Below are 21664 nucleotides of genomic sequence, written 5' to 3'. Positions count from 1 at the left end.
TGGCTGAACAAGTTTTAAGCAAAGTCTTATGAGTGTGAGTTCACCAGAAGCGAATACTGGAAAGCGCGTTAGAAATTTTTTGATTGTCTTAGTGGCGATCGCGCTGAGTGTCGCCTTAGTTTTAGGCTTGAGAAATCAAACAAGTGCGGTTTCGTTGACACACCTTGACGAAGAGTCAGTACCGCTAGAAGTAGCGCTAAGTAACGGTAAACCCTCGCTAATCGAATTTTATGCGAACTGGTGTACTAGCTGTCAAGCAATGGCACCAGATATGGCACAACTCAAGCAGGAGTATGGCGAATCGGTTAACTTTGTGATGCTGAATGTCGATAACAGCAAGTGGTTGCCGGAGATTTTAACATATCGCGTTGATGGCATTCCGCATTTTGTGTTTTTGAACAAAGAAGGCGAAGCGATCGCGCAAAGCATTGGCGAACAACCTCGTATGGTTATGGCAACGAATTTAGATGCTTTAGTTGCTGAGTCACCGCTACCTTACGCCCAACGTAGCAGCGGTCAAGTTTCTAAGTTTACTGCACCTGTCGCACCTGCGGATAATGCAGACGATCCGCGACTGCACAGTAGTCAAGTCGTCAATTAGAATATTTCCAATACTATTGCAGGCAAATTTCTAGTTTGTCTGCGACAAATCAAATAATATGCTAACTCTGGCTATCATTGTCCTTGTCATTCTTACCGGTTCAGCATTTTGCTCTGGTGTAGAAACTGCGCTACTATCGATATCGACAATTCGGGTGCGTCAGTTAGCACAGAGTAATATTCCTTCAGCGATCGCACTACTGTCGATTAAAGAGAAAATTAGTCGTCCGATTGCAACAATTGTCATTCTCAATAATATATTCAACATCGTTGGGAGCATTGTCATCGGTAGTGTGGCAACCAATGTTTTAGGAGACGCTTGGTTAGGAATTTTTTCGGCAATTCTCACGTTTCTGATTATTATTTTTGGTGAAATTGTTCCTAAAACTGTTGGGGAAAGATACGCTGAACCAATCTCTTTACTTGCAGCAGTACCTGTTAGAGGGCTTACTTTTTTATTAAAACCTTTAGTTTGGATTGTTGAAAAAGCAACACAGCCTTTTACTAAGGGTAAAAGAAGACCAACTACCAATGAAGCGGAAATTAAATTATTAGCCAATATTGGCTATCAAGAAGGCATTATTGAAGACGATGAAGCTGAAATGATTCAGCGCGTCTTTCGGTTGAATGACCTCACGGCTGCGGATTTAATGACCCCGCGAACCATTGTCACATATTTATCGGGCGATCTCACATTAGGAGAGTGCAAAAGAGAAATTATTGCTTCACAACATACGCGGATTATTGTAGTAGGAGAATCTATCGATCAAGTTTTAGGATTTGCGCTTAAACAAAAGTTGCTAGCAGCAATGGTTGAAGGAAATAATGACCAAAAAATTTCGAGTCTCACGCGTAAAGTCCGCTTTGTTCCTGAGACGATTAGAGCAGATAAATTGCTTAAAAACTTCCTAGAAGCGCGCGAACATTTAGCAGTTGTTGTTGATGAGTACGGTAATGTTGCGGGAGTTGTAACTTTAGAAGATGTGCTAGAAGTGCTAACTGGAGAGATTGTAGATGAAACGGATCGTATTATCGATCTTCAAGAAACTGCCCGAAAAAAACGCGAACGAATGTTACAGTTCAGGTTTTTTGGGAATAAATCTACGAAGAACAAACTTTAATTTCACTTGTTGATAATCAAAACTTTTAAAGCGCTTTTAAGTTACTATTATGGCTTATCTAAGAGATCGTTATATACTCCTATTCTTGGATAAATTAATAGGAAAAATCCCATCCACGTTAGTACAGGAATAGCGACGAGGATCGTTAACCAAAGAGTTTGAAATAGAATCCAACTACCGCTGATGAGTGTCACTCCAGTCAGTAAGATTGACCAAGGCTGACACCACCAAGGTTTATAGTTCCAGACACTAGCAGGCTTTTGCTCGGACATTGCAGCGATCGCAACAGGACTCTTGCATAGTTATATCATTTTGATGCAAAACTTTATATGCAATTAAGAGCGATTTATAAGGATTTTCGCAAAAATCTTTTGTAGTAACAAGTGAACTAGTGGAACTTGACAACTTTCTATGACAGACACTTTACACAACTTGACATTTGAAAAACCCCATCGTCCTTTGTGGTTGCGCGGAGTAAACTGGGCAGGAGAAACGCTAAAACAGAATAAAATTTCGTTAGTTAACCTTGCAGAAGAATCACTGTTGACTGCTGCAACTCGGAAAACTGGATTAGCTGACTGGGGAGATGAAAGTTTTCGGCTTCCACTACAGATGCTACTCAAATCTTTAGAAGAAGATGCTGAACTTACCTTATTTGGGCGCTATTTTATGCGCAAGTTGTGTATTCAACTGCTGATCAATCGGTTGCGTATTCAAGAAGATATCAAATGTTATCCTGAAATACGACAAGTAGCGATCGCGCGACCATTATTTATTCTAGGAATGCCCAGAACTGGAACTACGTTACTTCATAATTTGTTAGCGCAAGATCCTAAAAGTCGCTGGTTACATTTGTGGGAAATGGCAAGCCCTTCACCACCACCTGAATATCACAATCGTCATAGCGATCCGCGAATTCAAAAGGTGGAAAAACTCGTTCAACGATATAATGCTTTAGCACCGCAACTGGCGACAGCACACAACTTAAATCCTCATGGACCTGAAGAATGTAATCCTTTGTTTGAGCATGAATTTACTAGCTTAATTTTTGAGATTCGGGCAAATGTGGAGAGTTATGTCACGTGGATGGAAACTTATGATATGCTCAAAGCGTATCAATTTTATCGCCAGCAGTTGCAACTTTTAGCATGGCGCTATCCGCCAGATAGTCATTGGGTATTCAAAGCACCAGCGCATATATTTTATTTAGATACATTGATTAAAGTTTTTCCTGATGCTTGCATCGTGCAGACGCACCGCGACCCGCTGAAAGTACTTCCTTCAATATGCAGTTTAACGGCGATTGTGCGCGGAATTTATAGCGATCGCATCGAGCCAAAAACTTTAGGAAACTACTGGTGCGATCGCATAGCTAAAGCTTTAAAACGCGAGATGCAAGTCCGCGATTCTCAAGCGCCTTCGCGCTTCTATGATGTAGACTACCACAACCTTGTGCAAGATCCGATTGGGACAGTACGCCAGATCTATGCATACTTTAATTATGATTTTAATCCACAAATGGCAGAAAATATTCAAACTTGGCTGGCGCGAAACCCTCAGCATAAGCATGGAGTGCATCGGTACTCTTTAGATCAGTTTGGGCTAGATCCTGAAAGGGTAAACGCTCAATTCGAGCAATACTGTGAAAGATTCAATGTTAAGCGCGAGTAAATTGCAGCGATCGCACTTTATGTTTCAGAATCTGCACTGTTGTGTTGCGCATCCGCAGGTTCAAACTTAACTTTATTGTATAAATCGAGGAGGGAAATCTCAAAAGGGACTGTTGTTAAAGTGAGGGCTTCATCTTCTTGATCGTACTCGCGCAGTTCCCAACGTTTTTTTCCTGTTTGCGAAAAGCGATCGATGTGAATTGAGTTCTGATCGATGAGTAAGTATTCCTGAAAAGATGCGATCGTCCGGTAAGCACGAAATTTTTCTTCGCGATCGTAACCTTGAGTCGATTCTGATAAGACTTCGATAATAACTTGCGGATTAGTAATTGTGTCTGTACGGTTATTGTAATATTCGGGTTCTCCCGCTGTCACCATGACATCTGGATAGGTGTAAAACCGCTTGTCGGGTATCCACAACCGCACATCTGTGATAAAAACTTCGTAGTTTTGCTGTCTAAAAGCAAAATTTAGCGCAGCATATAGATTACCTGCAATTCGATTATGATTTGTTGAACCGCCTGCCATTGGAACTATTTGCCCATCAAGATATTCACTTTTGTATTCAGCAGCCTCCTCTAACTTCAAGTATTCTTCTGGAGTGTAGTATCGCTGTGCTGTTTGCATAATTTTCTAGCAAAGTTTGTCAGTGCTGCGTCGAATTGTTATTCCACATTTTAACGCTTCGCTTGCAATAATACTAATGTACTAACTCGCGCACTAACTTTGCCAATCGTTCAGCACTGTCAGGAACTGCTATTTTTTCCGCAGCAGCAGCCATTTTCTGTAAGTCAGCGGGTGATTTTAACAACTCTAATACTTGAGATTGCAACACTTCAGGAGTTAATTCTTGTTGGCGAAATACGATCGCCGCACCGGATGCAGCTAAAACTTGGGCATTGTAGAATTGATGGTCTTCCGCAGCAGCAGGGAAGGGAATAAAAATAGCGGGTTTGCAAGTCATTGCTAACTCGGTGACAGTACCAGCCCCCGATCGCCCGATCGCTAAATTTGCTCTGTGCAGCAAACTTGCCATATTGTCATAAAAAGGTAACGGAAAATACTGCGGATGTTGCAGACTTGCGACATCAGGATCGTTGTTTCCTGTCAAATGTACAATCCACACGCCAGCGTCAAACCATGCAGGCGCGCATTGGCGGATAATTTGATTAACTGCAACCGCACCTTGGCTACCACCGACAACAACAACGAGAAAAGCATCCTCGGGAATGGGAAGATCGAGCGGCGGTAATTGTTCTTTTGCACTTAAAAACTGCGATCGCACGGGTGTCCCTGTATAAATTGTGTTAATTCGTGGTAAGTACTGGGCTGCGGGTTCAAATCCCAGCGCGACCGCCGTACAAAACGAGCTAAAAAAGCGCGTAACTTTTCCAGGAATCGCGTTAGATTCGTGGAGAATCGCCGGAATTCCGAGCGATCGCGCCGCAAGCACAGCAGGGGCGGCGATGTAACCGCCAGTTGTGAAGACACCTTGAAATGCGCCTTGTTGCAATAGCTGGCGTACTTGAAAAACAGAAGTCGCAATTTTACTCAGATTGCGTAGCGTACTGAAACCCAAGCGCTCTTGAAATCCTGCAACCGAAATTTTATGAAGTGGATATTGTGCGGGAACTAACTGCGTTTCTAAGCGGTCGGGAACGCCCAACCACTCAATTTCATAATCTGGTAGTTGTTCAGCTAGCGCGATCGCTGGAAACAGATGTCCGCCAGTACCACTCGCCGCAATTAATAATTTTGTTGCCATTGAGTTACCAAGTCAACGCCCAGGTTAGCTTAAGATGAAACAATTAACTGTTTTATAGTAATCAAATATCAAGCTATCACCGATGCGTAACTTTATGCTTTTTTTAAGCCGCCTCCACATGATTTTTCAAAAAAATAAGTTGTCAACGAGCAATTGGCTAGCACTTTTCTTAATCACTTTAGGTTTAGTGCTACAATCGCACCGCACTCAAGCGCAAACAACACCCGCCGCGCCTCCCGCGCTGACAAACTTACTAGCACGCATTGATGCAGCTGCTAACGCGCATAATCCTCAAGCCGTAATGCAATACTATGGAACTAATTTCACCCATACTGACGGCTTAACACGCCAAACTATGGCGCAGTCATTAACGCAACTTTGGCAACGCTACCCGCAACTGAGATATACAACACGCGTTGAATCTTGGAAGCCAGAGGGACGCGCGATCGTTGCTGAGACAATTACAAATATTAGCGGTAGTCAGGTGCAGGACAATCGCAATTTACTGTTCAATGCAACGATTCGATCGCGACAGCGAGTTGAAAATGACAGAATTGTTCGCCAAGATATTCTATGGGAACGCAGCTTGTTAAGGGCTGGTGCGAAGCCACCGACAATCGAGGTAAGATTGCCGCAACAAGTCAAAGCCGGACAACTGTTTAACTTTGATGCGATCGTCCAAGAACCGCTTGGTGATGATTATCTCTTAGGCGCAGTCATTGAGGAACCAATAAAGCCAGGAAGCTATTTAAATCCTGTACCCGTTGATTTGGAATTACTTTCTGCTGGCGGTATTTTTAAACAAGGTCGCGCGCCAGCTGCTGGAAATAATCGTTGGATTTCTGCGATCGTTGTTCGGGGTGATGGAATGACAATGGTTACTCAACGCCTGCAAGTTATTGGCGGAAATACTGCAAGTAATACTCACTCAGCAAGAACACAACAGCCAAAATAAAGCTTCTGCTAAAAGTTGAATCTCTATTGCATCTAGCAATAATGAGTAGCATAACATATGAAAGAAAAGCGTTGTAGCATTAGTATTATGTCAGATCACTACAACGCATTCTTATAAATTTGTAAAATAACTAGACTGATGTAGCTTTCATGCTAGATTCTATCTCTTTCTTCTTTTTTGATGGCTTGAGCGATCGCACGAATTGTTTGATATAATTCTGCTCACGTCCCAATAACGAATAATTTCCCTTTAACAAGTCTTTTCTCACATAAGCTCGATGTAAGCTTATAGAGATATCTTCCTTGGTGATATAATCAGATGCGATCGCTTCATTGAAGTACTTAAACCATATGTCGCCATAAGGATGATTTGGATATTTCCAAGGTTGACTGAAAAGTCCTGTATAGTGAATAAGCTTAGTATTTTTATCCCAACTATCAAGCATATTCCAACCAGGATCTAGCTCTCCAATAGTATATGGATGGTGGGTAAGAAAGGTTTGGTTCATCACCATGAAATCGGTTTGAGTATACAACTTTTGGTCAATCTCATTGAAAATTGTTTCCAAATTAAATTGAGATTTCTCACAATCAATTAACATGACGCTGAGACCCCAAAAATTGCTACCACGATATCCTTTTTGTGCTCCTTTTTTCGCTAAGAAATCACAACTATTCATGGGAGTATCAAATAGCTGACCTATATCAGTCAAGGAGACTATATCAGAGTCTACATAAATTGCTTTTCCCTGATAATTACAGACCTCAGGAATTATAAATCTATAAAGGCTAAACTCAGTTGCATTACGATACTTAATCTTTAAGGGCATTGGAGCCAAAAAAGGTTCGCCATCATTTAATGTAATAGAGTTATGCGTACCATTTAATACATAGATATCTAGTTCTCTTTGAGAATGCTTGCGTAAAGAGTAAATCAAAGTTTTTCTTTCTAAGAGGCTCGCTTCTCCTGAACCGATGAAAACCCTAACTCGCTCCTTCTCCATAGTGTTTTGCCTTTCCTTTTATGCTGTTTTTCATGGCTAATATACCCTGATGTTTAAAAGACTGACGTGTTTTTATCTTTGAAGTAGACTCGTAAGTTTTTGTTTTTTACTAAAAACTGTATAGAAACTAAAAACACTTGTGTAGCTTGGTCAGTGTATGATACTGTAAGTGAAGTTGTGTGTCGTTTAACTAGATAAACATAAACTATTCTCCTTTTCATGATGATTTGATTGTTTGCAATTAGGTCAAATTAGTTAAATGTGAGATAGCTTTCTTGGTAAAACCAATGGGCAGGCAAGTTGTCTACCCCACACCTAAGTTTGAGTTTTGAGCAACTTTAAATTTGCTAGCTATTTATTAACTCCATTGTTTCTATCTTTCAGCAAATTCAACACTAATTTAAGTGAATTAATAAGCTCCCTTACGCAATAGAACAACTAAAACTGTTTGCCAGAGGATACGTAAGTCTAACCAGAAAGTCCAGTTTTCTTGATAGAACAGATCCATTTGGAGCATATCGTTAAAAGTGACTTCACTACGTCCACTGACTTGCCACAATCCTGTTACACCAGGCAACATTGTTGCTCTTTGCGACATATCTTCGTTATAGTCTTTGATCGCAAGGTAGTAGTCTCTTAGCTGCAAAGGGCGAGGACCTACTAAGCTCATGCTACCTTGTAACACATTAAATAGTTGTGGTAGTTCATCTAAACTTGTCCGGCGCAGGAATTTACCTACACGAGTGACACGCGGGTCTTCTTTCATTTTAAATAAGACACCACCTTCTGACTCGTTTAGTTGCTCAAGTTCTTTGAGTCGTTCCTCTGCATTCACCTCCATGGTGCGAAACTTCCAAATAACAAAAGCTTTGCCATTTCGTCCTATCCGATGCTGACGAAAGAAAATTGGTCCAGGAGAATCTAAGCGAATAAGTAAGGCGATCGCGAGTAAAAGTGGACTTAAAAGCAGTACTCCTAATCCAGCACCAAGAAAATCAAGAATTCTTTTACTAAGACATTGCAGTGTGTAGTGCCACGATCGCACTCGCAGAATTGGCTCTTGATACAAAGAGCTTACACTTACTTCAGATGTGGGACTAGGAATAAAATTTGGGGAGGACATACCTATCTCCAAAAAATGCACGGTCAATGTTAAAATGCACTACAGGTATTCTCAATGCTTAATATGCTTGCCTATTGCAGGCTAGTCTAGGTAGGGTTAGAGCTAGTCAGTGGCAAGGCTCGTGGGTCATCTAACCTACAAAAATCTCTGTTTTCACACCTTATACTGTGAATTTGAGCCACTAATGCCATAGTGGCTTTTATCTATCTAGCTAAATTCAATGAGCCTCTTGTGAGAAAGGAGATAGGAGCGATGAGTATCCTTCAAGAATATGACGCAGAAGCATCTGCCTACTTCTGGCACGATTTAGGTAAACATTAATAGATAATAGTCGTCCCTGATTATTTGCAAGAACCTGAGCCTAGACTTAAGCATAGCTACCCACAAGCAAAGAATCCAACAAAGCCCAAGAAGCATCTTTGGCAGAAATCTCACTGACAGGTAACGGCCAATCAATCGCTAAAACAGGGTCATCATAACGCAACCCGCGCTCATACCCAGGAGTGTAAAACTCGCCCACCTGATAAACAACTTCTGCACCATCCGTGAGTGCTTGATATCCGTGCGCAAACATCTCTGGGACATACAACGCGCGACGATTTTGCGCAGTTAACTCGACACCGATATGTTGCAAATACGTCGGTGAGTCGGGGCGCATATCGACAATCACGTCATAAATTGCCCCAGCGATACAACGCACAAGTTTCGTTTCACACGCAGGTGCGACTTGATAGTGCATTCCGCGCAGTGTTCCTTTGTAGTGGTTAAACGATAAGTTGCATTGGGCGACGGTGGCTTTGAGTCCATGCGCGGCGAATTCTTCAGCGCAATAGGTGCGGGCAAAGAAGCCACGATGGTCAGGTTTTTCTTCTAAATCAATGATGTATGCGCCTTTGAGTGAGGTTTCAATAAATCTCATGCTTTTCTCCAATAGAAATCTTTGGTTTGTTGATAATTAGTAATAGATAATCGCGTGTTATCAATTACCAACTACCAGTTATTAAGTTAGCTAGAAGGAACATTTTCGGGATTCGATTTAACAATTCTTCTACGTTGTATCGAGAAGTAAATAGGCCATATTGCTGCTTTAATTAATTCTTTGAGAAGTGCATTTTTGTATTTCAACAACCAATTACACAAATGCAGATAGCAACGGATTTGCTGTTGTAAGCTTAAAGAAGCTGTGTTGATAGAATTGATATATCCTAAAAAGACTCTTCCTTGAGGAAATACGAGTTTTCCCGCTTTAAGTGTTGGGTCAAGCCAGGTAGCGCGTAAATAAGGATTTGATAGCGCTTTACTCGCACGTTGTGCATGGTTACGATTAAAAAATAGGTATTCAGAAACTTCGTAATATTGCCCAAGAAGCGCCATTTTGACTAGTAAAACTTTATCTGCACCTGGATAATTTCCCAATAAAGGAGTCTTTGTCAAAATATCTCGGCGTATTACTCCAAATAGTTGTAAGCAGCGATGCGGTTTAGCAAAAGAGTCAATAATAAGATTGCGGAACCGTACATGAGGTTTTGATGAGTGCGTCAGTAACGGATTCTCGTCACAATTGTTTGGTAAAACTTCTTCAAATTCATTAATAAGTTTAGCTTTAGGATAACATAAAACAACTGATGGATTTGTTTCTAGAATATTGACACATTTTTCTATAAAGTTAGGCGCACATAAATCGTCATGTGCAGCCCATTTAAAATACTTACCTGTTGCTAACTCAAAGACACGGTTGAAGTTATTATGTCCTCCGATATTTTTTTCATTGCGATAGTATTTAATTCGCGAATCTTTAGTTGCATAAGTTTCACAAACTGTTCGCGTTTTGTCTGTTGATGCGTTGTCTGAAATAATTATTTCAAAGTTTGAATAAGTTTGTGCCAAAAGTGAATTTAAGGCTTTTTCCAGTAAATCTCCACCGTTATAAACAGGTAAACCAACGCTAACGAGGGGGCGATTACTTTGTTCTTTCATCGCTGAAGATTCATGAATATTTAATTGCATAAAATATAGAAATATCAAGGTTAATAAGTCAGTGACGAGAACGCGAAAAAGCTAAGTAAGCTTGGCGATCGCTAAGAGCTTTTAGTACAGCATCGTGCCAAAAATTAGCGATTTTATGATAGCCTTGAGTATTAGGATGTAGTCCTCTATCTAAATCAAGAGATAGTGATGATGTTAAGTCTTGAATGCTCAAGCTTCTCATGTCTACAAAGTGCAAGTTTTTACCTTGGGCGATTTTAGAGGTAATAATACTAGGAATTGCCGCATTAAAATACATTCCGCGTAAACTGCGAATGGCTGGTTTGGCTGTAGGATGAATAGGTGGAATTGAAGCAACAAGCAGCTGGGCGTTAGGACAACGTGCAGTAATTTTATCGAGTAGATTACTAAAATTTTCAATCATTGTTCTGAGCGAACTTCTACTCGTATCATTAGTACCGAGCATCAATAGAATCAAGTCGGGTTGGGCGACATTCAGCCAGTTATCAATCGACGCAGTAATCTGCCTTATTGTCCAGCCTGGATGACCTTCATGCGTTTTATCTCCAAGGTTTTCAGGTCCACTGGCTCTTGAGCCAACAAACTTAACTGGTAATCCATCAGCAATAAACTTTTGCCATAGTTCTGGGCGGTAGCCACCACTATCTCTGTCATCTGTTCCTTTGACTCCGTGGGTAATAGAGTCACCCAAAAGCATAATTTTTAATGGTGAGTTGTATTCAGGAATAAACGCACAATTTTCTTCCAAATTAGCGATCGCATCCTTAGTAGCTAGTACATCACCACTGAAATTAGGCTTACTATGATTAGTAGAAATATTAACTTTGACTGGGGTTAAAAAATAACGACTAAAGTTATCCTGATTTTTTGTTAGCTTATTCTTAATTGAGAGAGTAATAATAGTAACTTTGATTACATGACTGTAATACAATAGAAAGATGACTTTTGTAAAAACAGTATGTTGAATCAATCGACGTAAGATTTGTCTGCTCATATATGGTGAGTAGTGTCAAATACTCAAAAATAAGTGGAGAGCCGTATGTTTAGTACGACTATCCTGCTATGCATAACAACATAAAGCTGTGTTTATCTTTGAAACTTCACACGAGCGAGTATTCTAAGTTAGACAACTCCATGAGATATACAAGAAACTCTTTTGCTGCTTCCAAGCAATTTTGAAAGTTAATAAGTTGATGACGTTGTTGTTGCAGTACTTTTATTTTCGAGTTTTCTTGACTTGATACGTGTAATGCCAATATGCGATCGCTGACTATTCCAATACGAGCAGCAACAGACTTGAGGATCTGCACTTCATCTACACGAAATTGGCGCGACTGAAACGTCCCTACGTGAAAAACTCCCACAACTTTATTGTTGGCTAGTAATGGTAAACCTAACATCGACTGAAGTCCTTTGTGACGTAGAATCGGGCTGAAAACGTCTACTTGGGATAAATCATCAACGATTGTTAACTCGCGCTTGGCAGCAATATTACCTGCAAAGCCGTATCCGATAGGAATTTGAATTCCTGCGGTGATTTCTTCTTCCAACCCACAAGCTGCGTTTACAGTTAAATATTGTTTGTCTGCCGAACAGAGTAATACTGCTACCGTATCGACTTGGAGAACTTGGCGAAGACAATCAAGCAGTGGATAAAGCAGATTTTGCAGTAGAGAAGGCAGGGGTACAGAGTTTTCATCCAAAGGCTGCGGTAACAAGTCCGCTATTTCTGTTACCTCTGCTTGGATCTGCGTTACCGTCGTCTCTAGATCACTCAAGGCTGTGCTGAGAGAAGTGGGGAGGTGGCAATTACTAGTGATGTTTTTATGCGAGTTCATAATCTTTATGAAAGCAGAGAGAATCTAGTGGCAAATTAGGCGATCGCTTTCTATGTTAATTCTCTGTCACATCTAAAGCCTTGTAATACTCCCCAACAGGCATACATTATGCAATTTGATTCAACTCAGCGCGAGTAGCCTCAGCGCGTGCTTTTTCCAAGCAAGCCTCCAATGTATTACTTAAAACTTGAATATACGGTTCTTTGAGAATTGTTGAGTGATTACCAGGAAGATCGTGAGTTTCCAATCCTCCTTCGGCAAGGCTACCCCAACCATATTCAGGATCTTTGGTATACCAATCATCAGGCGTCGGCATTCCTGAGGGGTAGTAATACCACCCTTTTCCTGGCACTTCGGTGGCACGAAACAGCGTTAACTTACCTGCATAAGGTTGGAATTTATAGGTGCGCATTGCTTTTCTGATACTGTATCCTACGTATTTTCTATGCCAAAAATAAGGTAGAGAGCCTGCTAGTAAAAGATAAATATTCCAGTAGACAAAGTACCATTTTCTTTGAAGACTGCGATAAGCCATTTTTACTGGGTGTTTCAACCCGAAACGCCAGAAGTTACGCCATTGGCGCGAGAACCACTCTGGTACAGTCACTTTTTTGAAACAACCTGGAACAAAAGTATCGAGTAAGCCTACAAATGCGACTTTTTCACCCTTAGCGTGTAACTGGCGCGCCATCTCAAACGCCACTACTCCTCCAGAAGAGAAGCCAGCTAAGTAATACGGCCCTTCGGGTTGAACTGCGCGAATTTCTTCGATATAGGCAGCTGCCATGTCTTCAATTCGGTTTAAAGGAGTTGTCACTCCATCTACTCCACGTGCTTGCAATCCATAAAATGGTTGATCGGCACCTAGATATTGGGCTAGATCCTGGAAAGCAAGAACATGAGCACCATTTCCATGCATACAAAATAGAGGTGGTTTAGAACCACTCGGCTGAATTGGCACTAGTGAGGTAAAACGTACAGATTCAGTTTCTTGACCAATGACTTGAGCGAGTTGTTCGAGTGTTGGTGCTTGGATTAAAGTTGCTAAAGATAACTTTTTGCCAAATGTTTGCTCAATCAGATCGAATAGGCGCAGCGCCCGTAGAGAATCTCCTCCTAGATCAAAATAGTTGTCTATAATGCTAATCGGCTGAATTTCCAACACTTGCTCCCACATTTGGGCAAGTTGGAGTTCAATAGAGTTGCGGGGCGCAATATACACTTCTCCTTCTGAGGTATTTGGCTCTAGCGTCGAGTTTTGTTCTGCTTGGGAGACACTCATTTCTTCTAAAGATTTCATGATTTCTCTTCAATTTGCGTAAAGTCAATGAATTGCTAAGAGCCAAAAGCTCGTTCACACCTTAAGTTCATCTGTAATGTTTAGCTAATTGTTAACAGCTAATCTTTTTTTTGCTTCGCTACGTTGGTTCTGTTCGAGCTAATTTCGATTTTTAAACAAGTTACCTAAAGCTTTCAAGACACCTTTATTGGAATTATTAGTAGTGGCTGGTGTTGCTACTGGTGCTGTAGTTGCAACCGTAGGCTTTGCAGGAAAGCGGCTTGGTTTAACCAAGACTTCGCTAGCAGCCTCGTCGCGCAGAACGCGTTTTAAGACTTTTCCTGTAGGGTTTTTAGGAATCGAATCAACAAACTTAATTGCTTTAGGTACTTTATACGCTGCCATACGTTCCGAACAAAAAGCAATCATTTGTTTTTCGCTAACAGTTTGGTCTGGTTTGAGGACAATATTGGCTTTGACGATTTCCGTCGTTTCCAAGTTGGGAACGCCATAAACCGCAACTTCGGCAACTGCTGGGTGTTGATAAATGACGTTTTCTACTTCAGTTGGATAGACCTTGAATCCTGCGACATTGATCATGTCTTTGGAACGATCCACAATGTAGAAGTAGCCATCTTCATCAATTTGACCGATATCACCGGTGTAGAACCAACCATTTTTGATCACTTCTGCGGTTTCAAACGGGCGGTTCCAGTATCCCAGCATGACGTTTGGTCCGCGAATTGCAATTTCGCCTGGTTCTCCTGGTAAGGCATCTTTGCCATCCGCATGCACGATTTTCATCTCGACGTTTTCAATCGGCGTGCCAATTGACCCGACTTTGTATTTAAAGTCATTATTGTAGCTAGCACACGGCGAGGTTTCAGTTAATCCGTAGCCTTGATGAATTTCTAGTCCATACTTGTCAAACCAGCGTTGGGCAACTTCTACAGGAAGTGGTGCAGCAGCTGAGAAGTAGTAGCGAATCGAACTCATGTCATACTTTAACGTCCCCATGTTGAGGAGTAGGATATAGACTGTCGGTACGCTAAAGAACATCGTGATTTTCTCAGTAGCGACCGAGTTGAGAATTTTCTCTAAGTCGAAATGACGATGAAGAACGATTGTCGCGCAAGCGTTTAGCCCAGCGTTGAGGACGGCATTTTGACCGAAGCAGTGGAATAGAGGTAGGTATAGTAAGATGCGATCTTCAGCACTCATCCCGCAACAGCGGTTTTGTGAGTAGCTGTTAGAAATAACATTGCCGTGAGATAGCGTCGCACCTTTAGGAAAGCCTGTCGTGCCTGAAGTATAGACGATCGCAACAGGTGCATGGCGATCCATTTCAATCGCTTTGGCTTGGGGTGAAGCACTTGCCATCATTTCCGCTAAGCTAATTCCCTTATCACTTTCGCCTTCGGCAATTAAGATATGCTTCAACTCAGGTAAATCAGCTGTGGGGACATTCTCCACAAGTTCGGCGGTGGTGACAACGGCTTTCGCACCAGAATCGTTGAGAATAAAGCTAACTTCGGTGCTTTTGAGCATGGCATTAAGCGATACCGCAACCGCACCGATCTTGACTATGCCTAAGTAGGCAATGATGAATTCGGGAATATTCGGCAAAAATAAGGCAATGCGATCGCCGCGATGAATGTTGCGATCGCGTAATCCATTAGCGACGCGGTTCGCTAGTAAATCAAGATCTTTGTAGGTGTAAGATCTTTCTTCAAAGATCAGCGCAATCTTATCAGGAAATAAATGATGACCGCGTTCGACGTGTTGGGCAATATTCATCACTACGAGTCCTTACTTCAAGCTAGTCAAGAGATCTTTTACTGCTGCGACAATGACACCTTCCGCCGCGATATCAGCGGCAATTTTGGCGATGTGTTCGTCTAAGGGTTGTTCGCGATCGTCCCAGATGTACGGGCGAGTGGCAGACGAAGGCTGTCCGACGACTTCACGCACAGCTTGATACAAACGTCGTGTTGTCGGTGATAAACACTCACTCGCGTCGTAATGTCCTGCATACGCATACGTTCTTAAGTCAACCGCTTGGACGCCAAACATGAGTGCGATCGCCATATACTGCTGAAAGATCTCAACCGCGTTGCGCGTTAAATTCGCAGCAGCAAATCCTTGGCTATTGATATTTTGGTTGTATTGTTCGGCGTGGGTAGGATAGCGATCCGCGATCGAATTTCCGTAGAAGCTTAACAACGGCATAATCGAGTTGCCGGTTATTTGCAATCCCTTTAGCCCCATATTCACAATGCGTTCTTTGTTACCAACTAAAGATGCAGGTAATCCGTTGTTAAACTCAGGTGCAACGAGATAGGCAATTTGCACATCAAGGTGTTTTGCCATCATCCCGATGTAGTACCGCAGGTGATCCATCCCCATACCGATGTACTGTCCCAAGAAATTACCACCGTGATAGCTGGCTTGGTTTTCAACATCAATGAGTGGGTTATCTGTCGCCGAGTTCATTTCGATTTCGACTTGCTGCGCAACTTGCGATACACCATCAACAATTGGTCCCATGTATTGGGCTAAACACCGTAAAGAGTAACGATCCTGAATTGGGGCTTGACCGCGATACTCGTGCGTACCGTCTAACTCTTCACGAATCAAGCGCGAACCGGCGAGCAAATCGAGCATTGTCGATGCTGCCCATTTTTGCCCTGGATGCGGTTTCAGTTTGTGAATGAAGGGATGGAATGATTGATTTGTCCCGTTCAACCCTTGCAAAATAAGTGCGTGCGCGCCCATTGTCAGCGCCATCAGTAGCCGCGTGTCGTAAACACAGTTCGCCGCAATTCCGGTCATCACCGAGGTGCCATTCATCATGGCTAACCCTTCTTTGGCTTGGAGTTGCAACTGCGGTAATCCCAATCGTTCTAGCGCAGTAATTGCATCGATTTCTTCGCCATCAAAGTCAACCTTGTAGCGATCGTCTAAACCAATCAAAGCACCTGTAATGTACGATAGCGGTGTCAAATCGCCACTAGCACCAATTGAACCGTATTCAGGAACGTGCGGTGTCACCCTAGCATTGAGAAACATTTCCATTCGCTGGACGATCTCGCGGCGGATTCCTGAAGCACCATGCAAGTGTGAATTCACACGCAACAGCATTGCGGCGCGGACATCGGTCAGTGGCAACTTTCGTCCAGCACCGACTTTGTGATACCACACGAGGTTATGTTGTAAAAGGTCTGCATACTCGCGCGAAATGACCACGTTTGCCATTCCACCAAAACCACTTGTGACACCGTAGATTGGTCTACCTGTGGCGACGGCTTCAGCGATATAGTCACATGATGCTTGAATACGTTGTGCAACGTTGTCTGCTGTACTGATGTTTACTTTGGCACCATGACGTGCCACACTCACAACTTCATCAATTGTGAGGTTGCGATCGCCTAATAAAATCGTATCTGCGTTTAAGTTTGTAGACGCTTGTGTTTGTACTGCTGTATTCATGTAGTTCCTTGAAAGGTTTTTAAGACAATGAAGTTTACACGCTGGCAAAAGCAGGCATAAATGACTGTTGATGAGGCGTTGGTGGTTGCACCCAGCGACTAAAGGTTTTACCGACAACCGCGATATCGTGCATCAAATGCTCAAATTTTGCTGGTGTGAGCGACTGCGGACCATCGGAGAGTGCCTTAGCTGGGTTAGGATGAACTTCGACCATAAGTGAATCTGCTCCCGCCGCGATCGCTGCTAAACACATCGGTGGCACATATTCGGCTTTGCCAGTACCGTGACTGGGGTCTACCATAATTGGCAGGTGCGTGAGCGATCGCAACACGGGTACGACGGCTAAATCAAGCGTGTTGCGGGCATACTGCCGGTCAAAGCTGCGAATTCCGCGCTCGCAAAGAATCACATTCGGGTTTCCTGCTGCCAAAATGTACTCAGCAGCCATGAGCCACTCTTCTACCGTTGCTGAAATACCGCGTTTCAACAAAATTGGCTTACCTGTAGCACCAATTTTTTTAAGTAACGAGAAGTTCTGCATATTTCGCGCGCCGATTTGCAACACATCAGCAACTGCGGCAACTTTCTCAATATCAGCGGTATCCATAACTTCAGTAATAATGCCTAAACCCGAAGCTTCCCGCGCTTGTACAAGTAACCCTAAGGCACTTTCACCGTGTCCTTGAAACGCATAAGGTGATGTGCGTGGTTTGTAAGCCCCTCCACGCAAAAATTTCGCACCAGCGGCTTTGACTTGTTGCGCAGTTTCAACGATCATTTGCTCGTTTTCGACCGAACAAGGTCCCGCGACAACGACAATCGGATGTTCTTGTCCAAAAGCAACATCGCCATTCGGTGTCGAGACAACTACGGTACTTGGTCCATGACGAAATTCTTGACTTGCGCGTTTATAGGGTTTGTTGACTCGAACAACTTGTTCGATAAAAGGACTAATTTGTTGAATGTGTTCTACATTAAGCGCTGCTGTATCTCCGAGGATACCGATGACAACTTTATGCTGACCAATACTCTTTTCTGCGATCGCATTCTGCTTATGTATTTCTTGACAAATTCGCTCTATTTCTTCCTTTGGCGTACCTGCTTTCAAAACTACAATCATTAATGGAATTTCTCCGCGAAAGGGTTCTTTTGGCTTAAAAATTGTCAGCAAAAAGCGGACTGTACTGCTTTTAAACAGACAGCCCGCAAATGTTATAGGCGTGATGCTTACTTTTTTGTGCTTCTAATGTCTTAACTCAATTGCCAATGAGTAAGTAGTCGCTTTTACGAGCTTTAGTGTATCTAATGTTGCTGTTAGCGTCCCGCTTCACATCACTTATGCGATGCTACTGCCATTGGTCTTTGCTGCACTTGTAATACAGGCTGTTCCTTTAACGGCAAATGTTTTTGAGCGTAACGCGTAGTAATATATCTATTAAGTCGTTTATCTATAGATATTAAAGTATCTGTTATTATCCGACGAACACGCCCGCGCTGTCCCAAGCTAAGGTCGGCACTCAGCGGTTGGATAATGGACATATAGCGTCGCCATCCTAACTTTTTATACTTATTTTTGAAATAATCGTCCTCGGTTAAATTCCATTTGTCACGCAAGCGGTGTAAGCTAGCCAATTCCCATGCGTCACTCCAACGCAGCATATAAAAAGTCGTATCTGCCCACGTTAGTGAGGAACTTGGTACATAGGTGACGATCGAATCTGGTTCTAAATAGATGCTACCGCCAGCTTCGTTAACTAAAATGCAAAAATCTACGTGTTCTTTTGTATTCAGCAACTTATCATCAAGCATTCCAACTTGAGCGAAAATATCGGTACGCACCATCATGCAATGAAATTCAGCAAGACCTGTTTCGCTGCGTTGCAGTTTCGGGCGGACATCCGCGACTTTACGCCCTTGCATATAGATTTTCTCAATCATCCGCCGCCGGACGTTTCCATCTTTAGCCTCAACACGTACGCCAGATTCTCCGCCAGCGCAATGTACTATCTCATGTAAGGGTAAGTGTTGGCAAATCAGAGGACTAACTATTGTTGCGTTTGTTGTCTGTGCACACTCAATTAGTTTATCCAGCCAGCCTAGGGTGACAACCACGTCGTTGTCAATAAAGACAACATACTCGGTGTTAACCTGAGCTAGCCCTAAATTTCTAGCATGATTAGGTGAAAGATAGTGTTCAGTACGAATAAGTTGAAACTTCTTCTCGCGCGCTTGTGCAGCTAAATAGTGTTTGATTTGTGTTGGCGAACCACCATCAACATAAATTAAATTAAAAGGAGTTTTTGTATGCTCGTAAATACTTTCTAGAGATTCGCGAGTATAGCTAAAACGCTCGCGGGGAGAAACTACAATCGTAACTTGTGGCTCGGTCATAAATAGCTCCTGTTTGCTTGCGGTTTATAGTTAATCAGTAACGTTGTTGTCCGTGTAGCATTGGTTAAAAATTATGATTATTTAGGCAATAGCCTCTTGGAAATTAGGATTTATTACACCGTTTTTATCTTCATTAATCAGGAGTTGCTCGTAGATTTGGACTAGCTGATCGTTGAGCTTATTCGTGTCGTAGTGCTGTTCTACATACGCCCGACCAGCCTGACCCATCGGTTGCCAAATTTCTGGGCGATCGCACAGATAAACTATCTTTTCAGCTAAAGTCTCGACATCGCGTTCTGGCACTAAAAAACCAGAAACACCATCTTCAATTAATTCAGGAATACCACCGTGTCTTGTACCAATAACAGGTATACCCATCGCCATTGCTTCTTTTAAAGTGTTAACTGGGGCGTCCTGATTACCATCTTGTGCTGTCACGCTTGTCGCAACAAAAATATGCGTTCGGTCGAGAATTTCAATAATTTCCTGTTGATGTTTCCAACCCAGTAGTTTGATTTGGTGACTCACATTGAGTTCTTCAATGAGAGTTTGCAACTCTGTTTTTAACGGTCCGTCACCAATGATGTTGTACTCAATGTGCGGGTGAGTTTTGGCTAATTGAGCAACCGCACGAATGCTGTAAGCTATACCTTTTTTTTCTACAAGGCGACCAGTTGTAGTAATGCGAACTTTACCATCCGAGCCGGGAAAACGTGGTTTAAAGAAAAACCGTTCGCAATCAATTCCTGAACCAAGCACAACAATCTTTTTGGCATCGCAGCCGAGATTGATAGCGCGTTGCCTAAAATATTCGCAGTTTGATAGAAAAAAATCTCCTTTTTTGAAGAGTTCGTTATAAACTTGCTCTCCGTATTCTTGAACATACCAGCTAATATCAAAGCCACGAAATGATGTGACTAATTTGCCTTGAATAGCACTAATATCGCGGAGTATCATACCCTTGAGGGCATACACCCCAAACTGGCAGTGGATAATATCATACGGCTGCTTGCCCAGAAAAGGCATCGTTGAGTACACCCATTCTATAGGTTTTAGCTGATTTCTGTTGTTGAAACGACTGAGCGATCGCAGCAGTGCTATAGGATGTTTGCCGCTATTCACTAATATTAATCTACCAGCTTGCAACAGCCTTACAAAAGCGTTTGTAGCGCGTTCGGGGGCATAGTATGTTCGCTCAAGGAGACGGTAGTTTTCTACATCTGGGTGAACTTTTTGAGTATTTTTTGGTCTATGCAGCGAATAAATATCAACTTCGTGACCCCGCTCGATTAATCCTGTAATCTGATTCAGAATAAAAGTTTCTGACAGGGCAGGAAATGAACCGACAATGAATAATATTCGCATAATATTACTATGTTTTTTTATCTTTATTAAAAATCTGTTATGGAATGAAGTAAAGTGGAAAAGTTCAGGAAGATGAAAAATTATAATTATAATTACAGCACTTAATCGAGAATTATATTGTTTTGCAAATTCATAGTTTTTCTAATGAATCTGCTAAGCTAAGTGCTTCTTAAAAAACTTCTCCATTTTTTTGGTAATAGCCCGCGAACTAAACTCCTTTTTGTTTCCGTGTCCGCCATTTTTGACAACTTCAAGCGTTACCTCTACTTCTGCTTTCTTCAAGGCATCAAATAGTAATTGGCTTTGGTTGAGTGGTACTAATAAATCGTTATCGCCATGCATAATTAAAAAAGGAGGAGCATCTTTACTAACAAAAGTAATTGGGTTAGCTTTTGCTGCTTTTTCTTGGTTTTCTACAACAATTCCGCCAATCAAAGCCGCCTCCGGTGAGTCTGCAGGAGCAAAGTCAATGTTACGGGGAAAGTCATTTATTCGCAAAAAATCAGTTGGACCAAACCAATCGCATACAGCTTGTACGCAGCTAGAATAGTTAGCCCAGCCGCCGTTTCCTTCAAACTCCTGAATTTGATGTGTTGTTCCTAAAAGTGCTGCGAGATGTCCACCAGCAGAAACTCCCCAAACACCAATACGTTGGGGATCAATATGAAACTCTTGCGCATGAGCGCGAAGAAAACGAATGGCGCACTTACAATCTTCAATTTGAGCCGGAAAGATGGCTTCGTGGCTCAAACGATATTCAATGCTGGCACAAAAAAAGCCCTGACGGGCAAAGGAAACGAAGTGCTTGAGTCCTTGTTTTCTGCTACCTTCGCGCCAAGCACCACCATGAATCCAAACTAATACAGGCATTGACTTTGCTGATATTTTGGGGTGCAAAATATCCATTTTGAGCGCGCGTTCTTTACTGTTTGTAAACTCGATATCTTGAAGATGAACTAAACTTTTATAGGTGTTCCGTTCAAACTCAAATATAGCTTTGGTAAACCGACATATCCGCTTTAAGTAGATAGACACAATTAGGCATGACTCAGGTTGTG

The 21664-nt window shown here is 42.2% G+C and carries 20 protein-coding genes; 4 read left to right on the top strand and 16 right to left on the bottom strand.

Going from position 1 to position 21664, the window contains the following annotated elements; all coding sequences use genetic code 11:
* Window positions 1–28: 28 nt before the first annotated feature.
* Entirely contained in the window at window positions 29–601 is a 573-nt protein-coding gene (locus GLO7428_RS06575; RefSeq protein WP_015187785.1) for a thioredoxin family protein, read from the top strand.
* A 58-nt stretch (window positions 602–659) separates the two neighbouring features.
* Entirely contained in the window at window positions 660–1721 is a 1062-nt protein-coding gene (locus GLO7428_RS06570) for a hemolysin family protein (RefSeq protein WP_015187784.1), read from the top strand.
* 47 nt (window positions 1722–1768) lie between these two features.
* On the opposite strand, the gene GLO7428_RS06565 is transcribed toward GLO7428_RS06570, so the two are convergent.
* Window positions 1769–1993, bottom strand: coding sequence for a DUF6737 family protein (locus GLO7428_RS06565; protein WP_015187783.1), 225 nt, complete (start codon window positions 1991–1993; stop codon window positions 1769–1771).
* A 139-nt stretch (window positions 1994–2132) separates the two neighbouring features.
* On the opposite strand from GLO7428_RS06565, the gene GLO7428_RS06560 reads away from it, so the two are divergent.
* A complete protein-coding gene (locus GLO7428_RS06560) occupies window positions 2133–3392 on the top strand; it encodes a sulfotransferase (RefSeq protein ID WP_015187782.1) in 1260 nt (419 codons plus the stop codon).
* Between the two features lie 17 nt (window positions 3393–3409).
* On the opposite strand, the gene GLO7428_RS06555 is transcribed toward GLO7428_RS06560, so the two are convergent.
* Together GLO7428_RS06555 and murG are read right to left on the bottom strand one after the other, a co-directional pair.
* A complete protein-coding gene (locus tag GLO7428_RS06555; RefSeq protein WP_015187781.1) occupies window positions 3410–4018 on the bottom strand; it encodes a Uma2 family endonuclease in 609 nt (202 codons plus the stop codon).
* Window positions 4019–4091: 73 nt separating this feature from the next.
* On the bottom strand, window positions 4092–5156 hold the full coding sequence (gene murG / locus GLO7428_RS06550; RefSeq protein WP_015187780.1) for an undecaprenyldiphospho-muramoylpentapeptide beta-N-acetylglucosaminyltransferase: 1065 nt from the start codon (window positions 5154–5156) through the stop codon (window positions 4092–4094).
* 139 nt (window positions 5157–5295) lie between these two features.
* Here murG and GLO7428_RS06545 point away from each other — a divergent pair, with 139 nt between their 5' ends.
* Window positions 5296–6111 carry a nuclear transport factor 2 family protein gene (locus GLO7428_RS06545; RefSeq protein WP_196797468.1) on the top strand — a complete coding sequence of 272 codons (816 nt, stop codon included), beginning with the start codon at window positions 5296–5298 and terminating at the stop codon, window positions 6109–6111.
* A gap of 130 nt (window positions 6112–6241) precedes the next feature.
* Here the strand turns inward: GLO7428_RS06545 and GLO7428_RS06540 are convergent, their stop codons facing one another.
* The 13 genes from GLO7428_RS06540 to GLO7428_RS06480 form a co-directional block, all read right to left on the bottom strand.
* Window positions 6242–7114: a glycosyltransferase gene (locus GLO7428_RS06540; RefSeq protein ID WP_015187778.1), complete on the bottom strand. Its 873-nt coding sequence runs from the start codon at window positions 7112–7114 to the stop codon at window positions 6242–6244.
* A 409-nt stretch (window positions 7115–7523) separates the two neighbouring features.
* Window positions 7524–8237, bottom strand: coding sequence for a sugar transferase (locus tag GLO7428_RS06535; protein ID WP_015187777.1), 714 nt, complete (start codon window positions 8235–8237; stop codon window positions 7524–7526).
* A 367-nt stretch (window positions 8238–8604) separates the two neighbouring features.
* Window positions 8605–9156: a dTDP-4-dehydrorhamnose 3,5-epimerase gene (rfbC, locus tag GLO7428_RS06530; RefSeq protein ID WP_015187776.1), complete on the bottom strand. Its 552-nt coding sequence runs from the start codon at window positions 9154–9156 to the stop codon at window positions 8605–8607.
* Window positions 9157–9242: 86 nt separating this feature from the next.
* Window positions 9243–10214, bottom strand: a complete 972-nt coding sequence (locus GLO7428_RS06525; RefSeq protein ID WP_041918961.1) for a glycosyltransferase family 2 protein — start codon at window positions 10212–10214, stop codon at window positions 9243–9245.
* Between the two features lie 58 nt (window positions 10215–10272).
* Complete coding sequence (locus tag GLO7428_RS06520; protein WP_015187774.1) at window positions 10273–11238, bottom strand: SGNH/GDSL hydrolase family protein; 966 nt, start codon at window positions 11236–11238, stop codon at window positions 10273–10275.
* Window positions 11239–11344: 106 nt separating this feature from the next.
* On the bottom strand, window positions 11345–12022 hold the full coding sequence (locus GLO7428_RS25910; RefSeq protein WP_051038403.1) for a GAF domain-containing protein: 678 nt from the start codon (window positions 12020–12022) through the stop codon (window positions 11345–11347).
* Window positions 12023–12188: 166 nt separating this feature from the next.
* Window positions 12189–13382 (bottom strand): alpha/beta fold hydrolase, encoded by a 1194-nt coding sequence (locus tag GLO7428_RS06510; protein WP_015187772.1) that lies wholly within the window; start codon window positions 13380–13382, stop codon window positions 12189–12191.
* Window positions 13383–13520: 138 nt separating this feature from the next.
* Complete coding sequence (locus GLO7428_RS06505) at window positions 13521–15158, bottom strand: class I adenylate-forming enzyme family protein (RefSeq protein ID WP_015187771.1); 1638 nt, start codon at window positions 15156–15158, stop codon at window positions 13521–13523.
* A gap of 12 nt (window positions 15159–15170) precedes the next feature.
* Complete coding sequence (gene hutH, locus GLO7428_RS06500; protein ID WP_015187770.1) at window positions 15171–16850, bottom strand: histidine ammonia-lyase; 1680 nt, start codon at window positions 16848–16850, stop codon at window positions 15171–15173.
* Between the two features lie 34 nt (window positions 16851–16884).
* Complete coding sequence (aroF, locus tag GLO7428_RS06495) at window positions 16885–17970, bottom strand: 3-deoxy-7-phosphoheptulonate synthase (protein WP_015187769.1); 1086 nt, start codon at window positions 17968–17970, stop codon at window positions 16885–16887.
* Between the two features lie 212 nt (window positions 17971–18182).
* Window positions 18183–19241 carry a glycosyltransferase family 2 protein gene (locus GLO7428_RS06490; RefSeq protein ID WP_015187768.1) on the bottom strand — a complete coding sequence of 353 codons (1059 nt, stop codon included), beginning with the start codon at window positions 19239–19241 and terminating at the stop codon, window positions 18183–18185.
* An 81-nt stretch (window positions 19242–19322) separates the two neighbouring features.
* Window positions 19323–20606, bottom strand: coding sequence for a glycosyltransferase (locus tag GLO7428_RS06485; RefSeq protein ID WP_015187767.1), 1284 nt, complete (start codon window positions 20604–20606; stop codon window positions 19323–19325).
* Window positions 20607–20759: 153 nt separating this feature from the next.
* Complete coding sequence (locus GLO7428_RS06480) at window positions 20760–21641, bottom strand: alpha/beta hydrolase (protein WP_015187766.1); 882 nt, start codon at window positions 21639–21641, stop codon at window positions 20760–20762.
* Between the last annotated feature and the right edge of the window lie 23 nt (window positions 21642–21664).

The organism is Gloeocapsa sp. PCC 7428 (assembly GCF_000317555.1).
In the GTDB taxonomy this organism is placed as follows: Bacteria; Cyanobacteriota; Cyanobacteriia; order Cyanobacteriales; family Chroococcidiopsidaceae; genus Chroogloeocystis.
The sequence above is the reverse complement of the archived record's forward strand: the minus strand, read 5'-3'. Positions and strand labels throughout refer to the sequence as shown.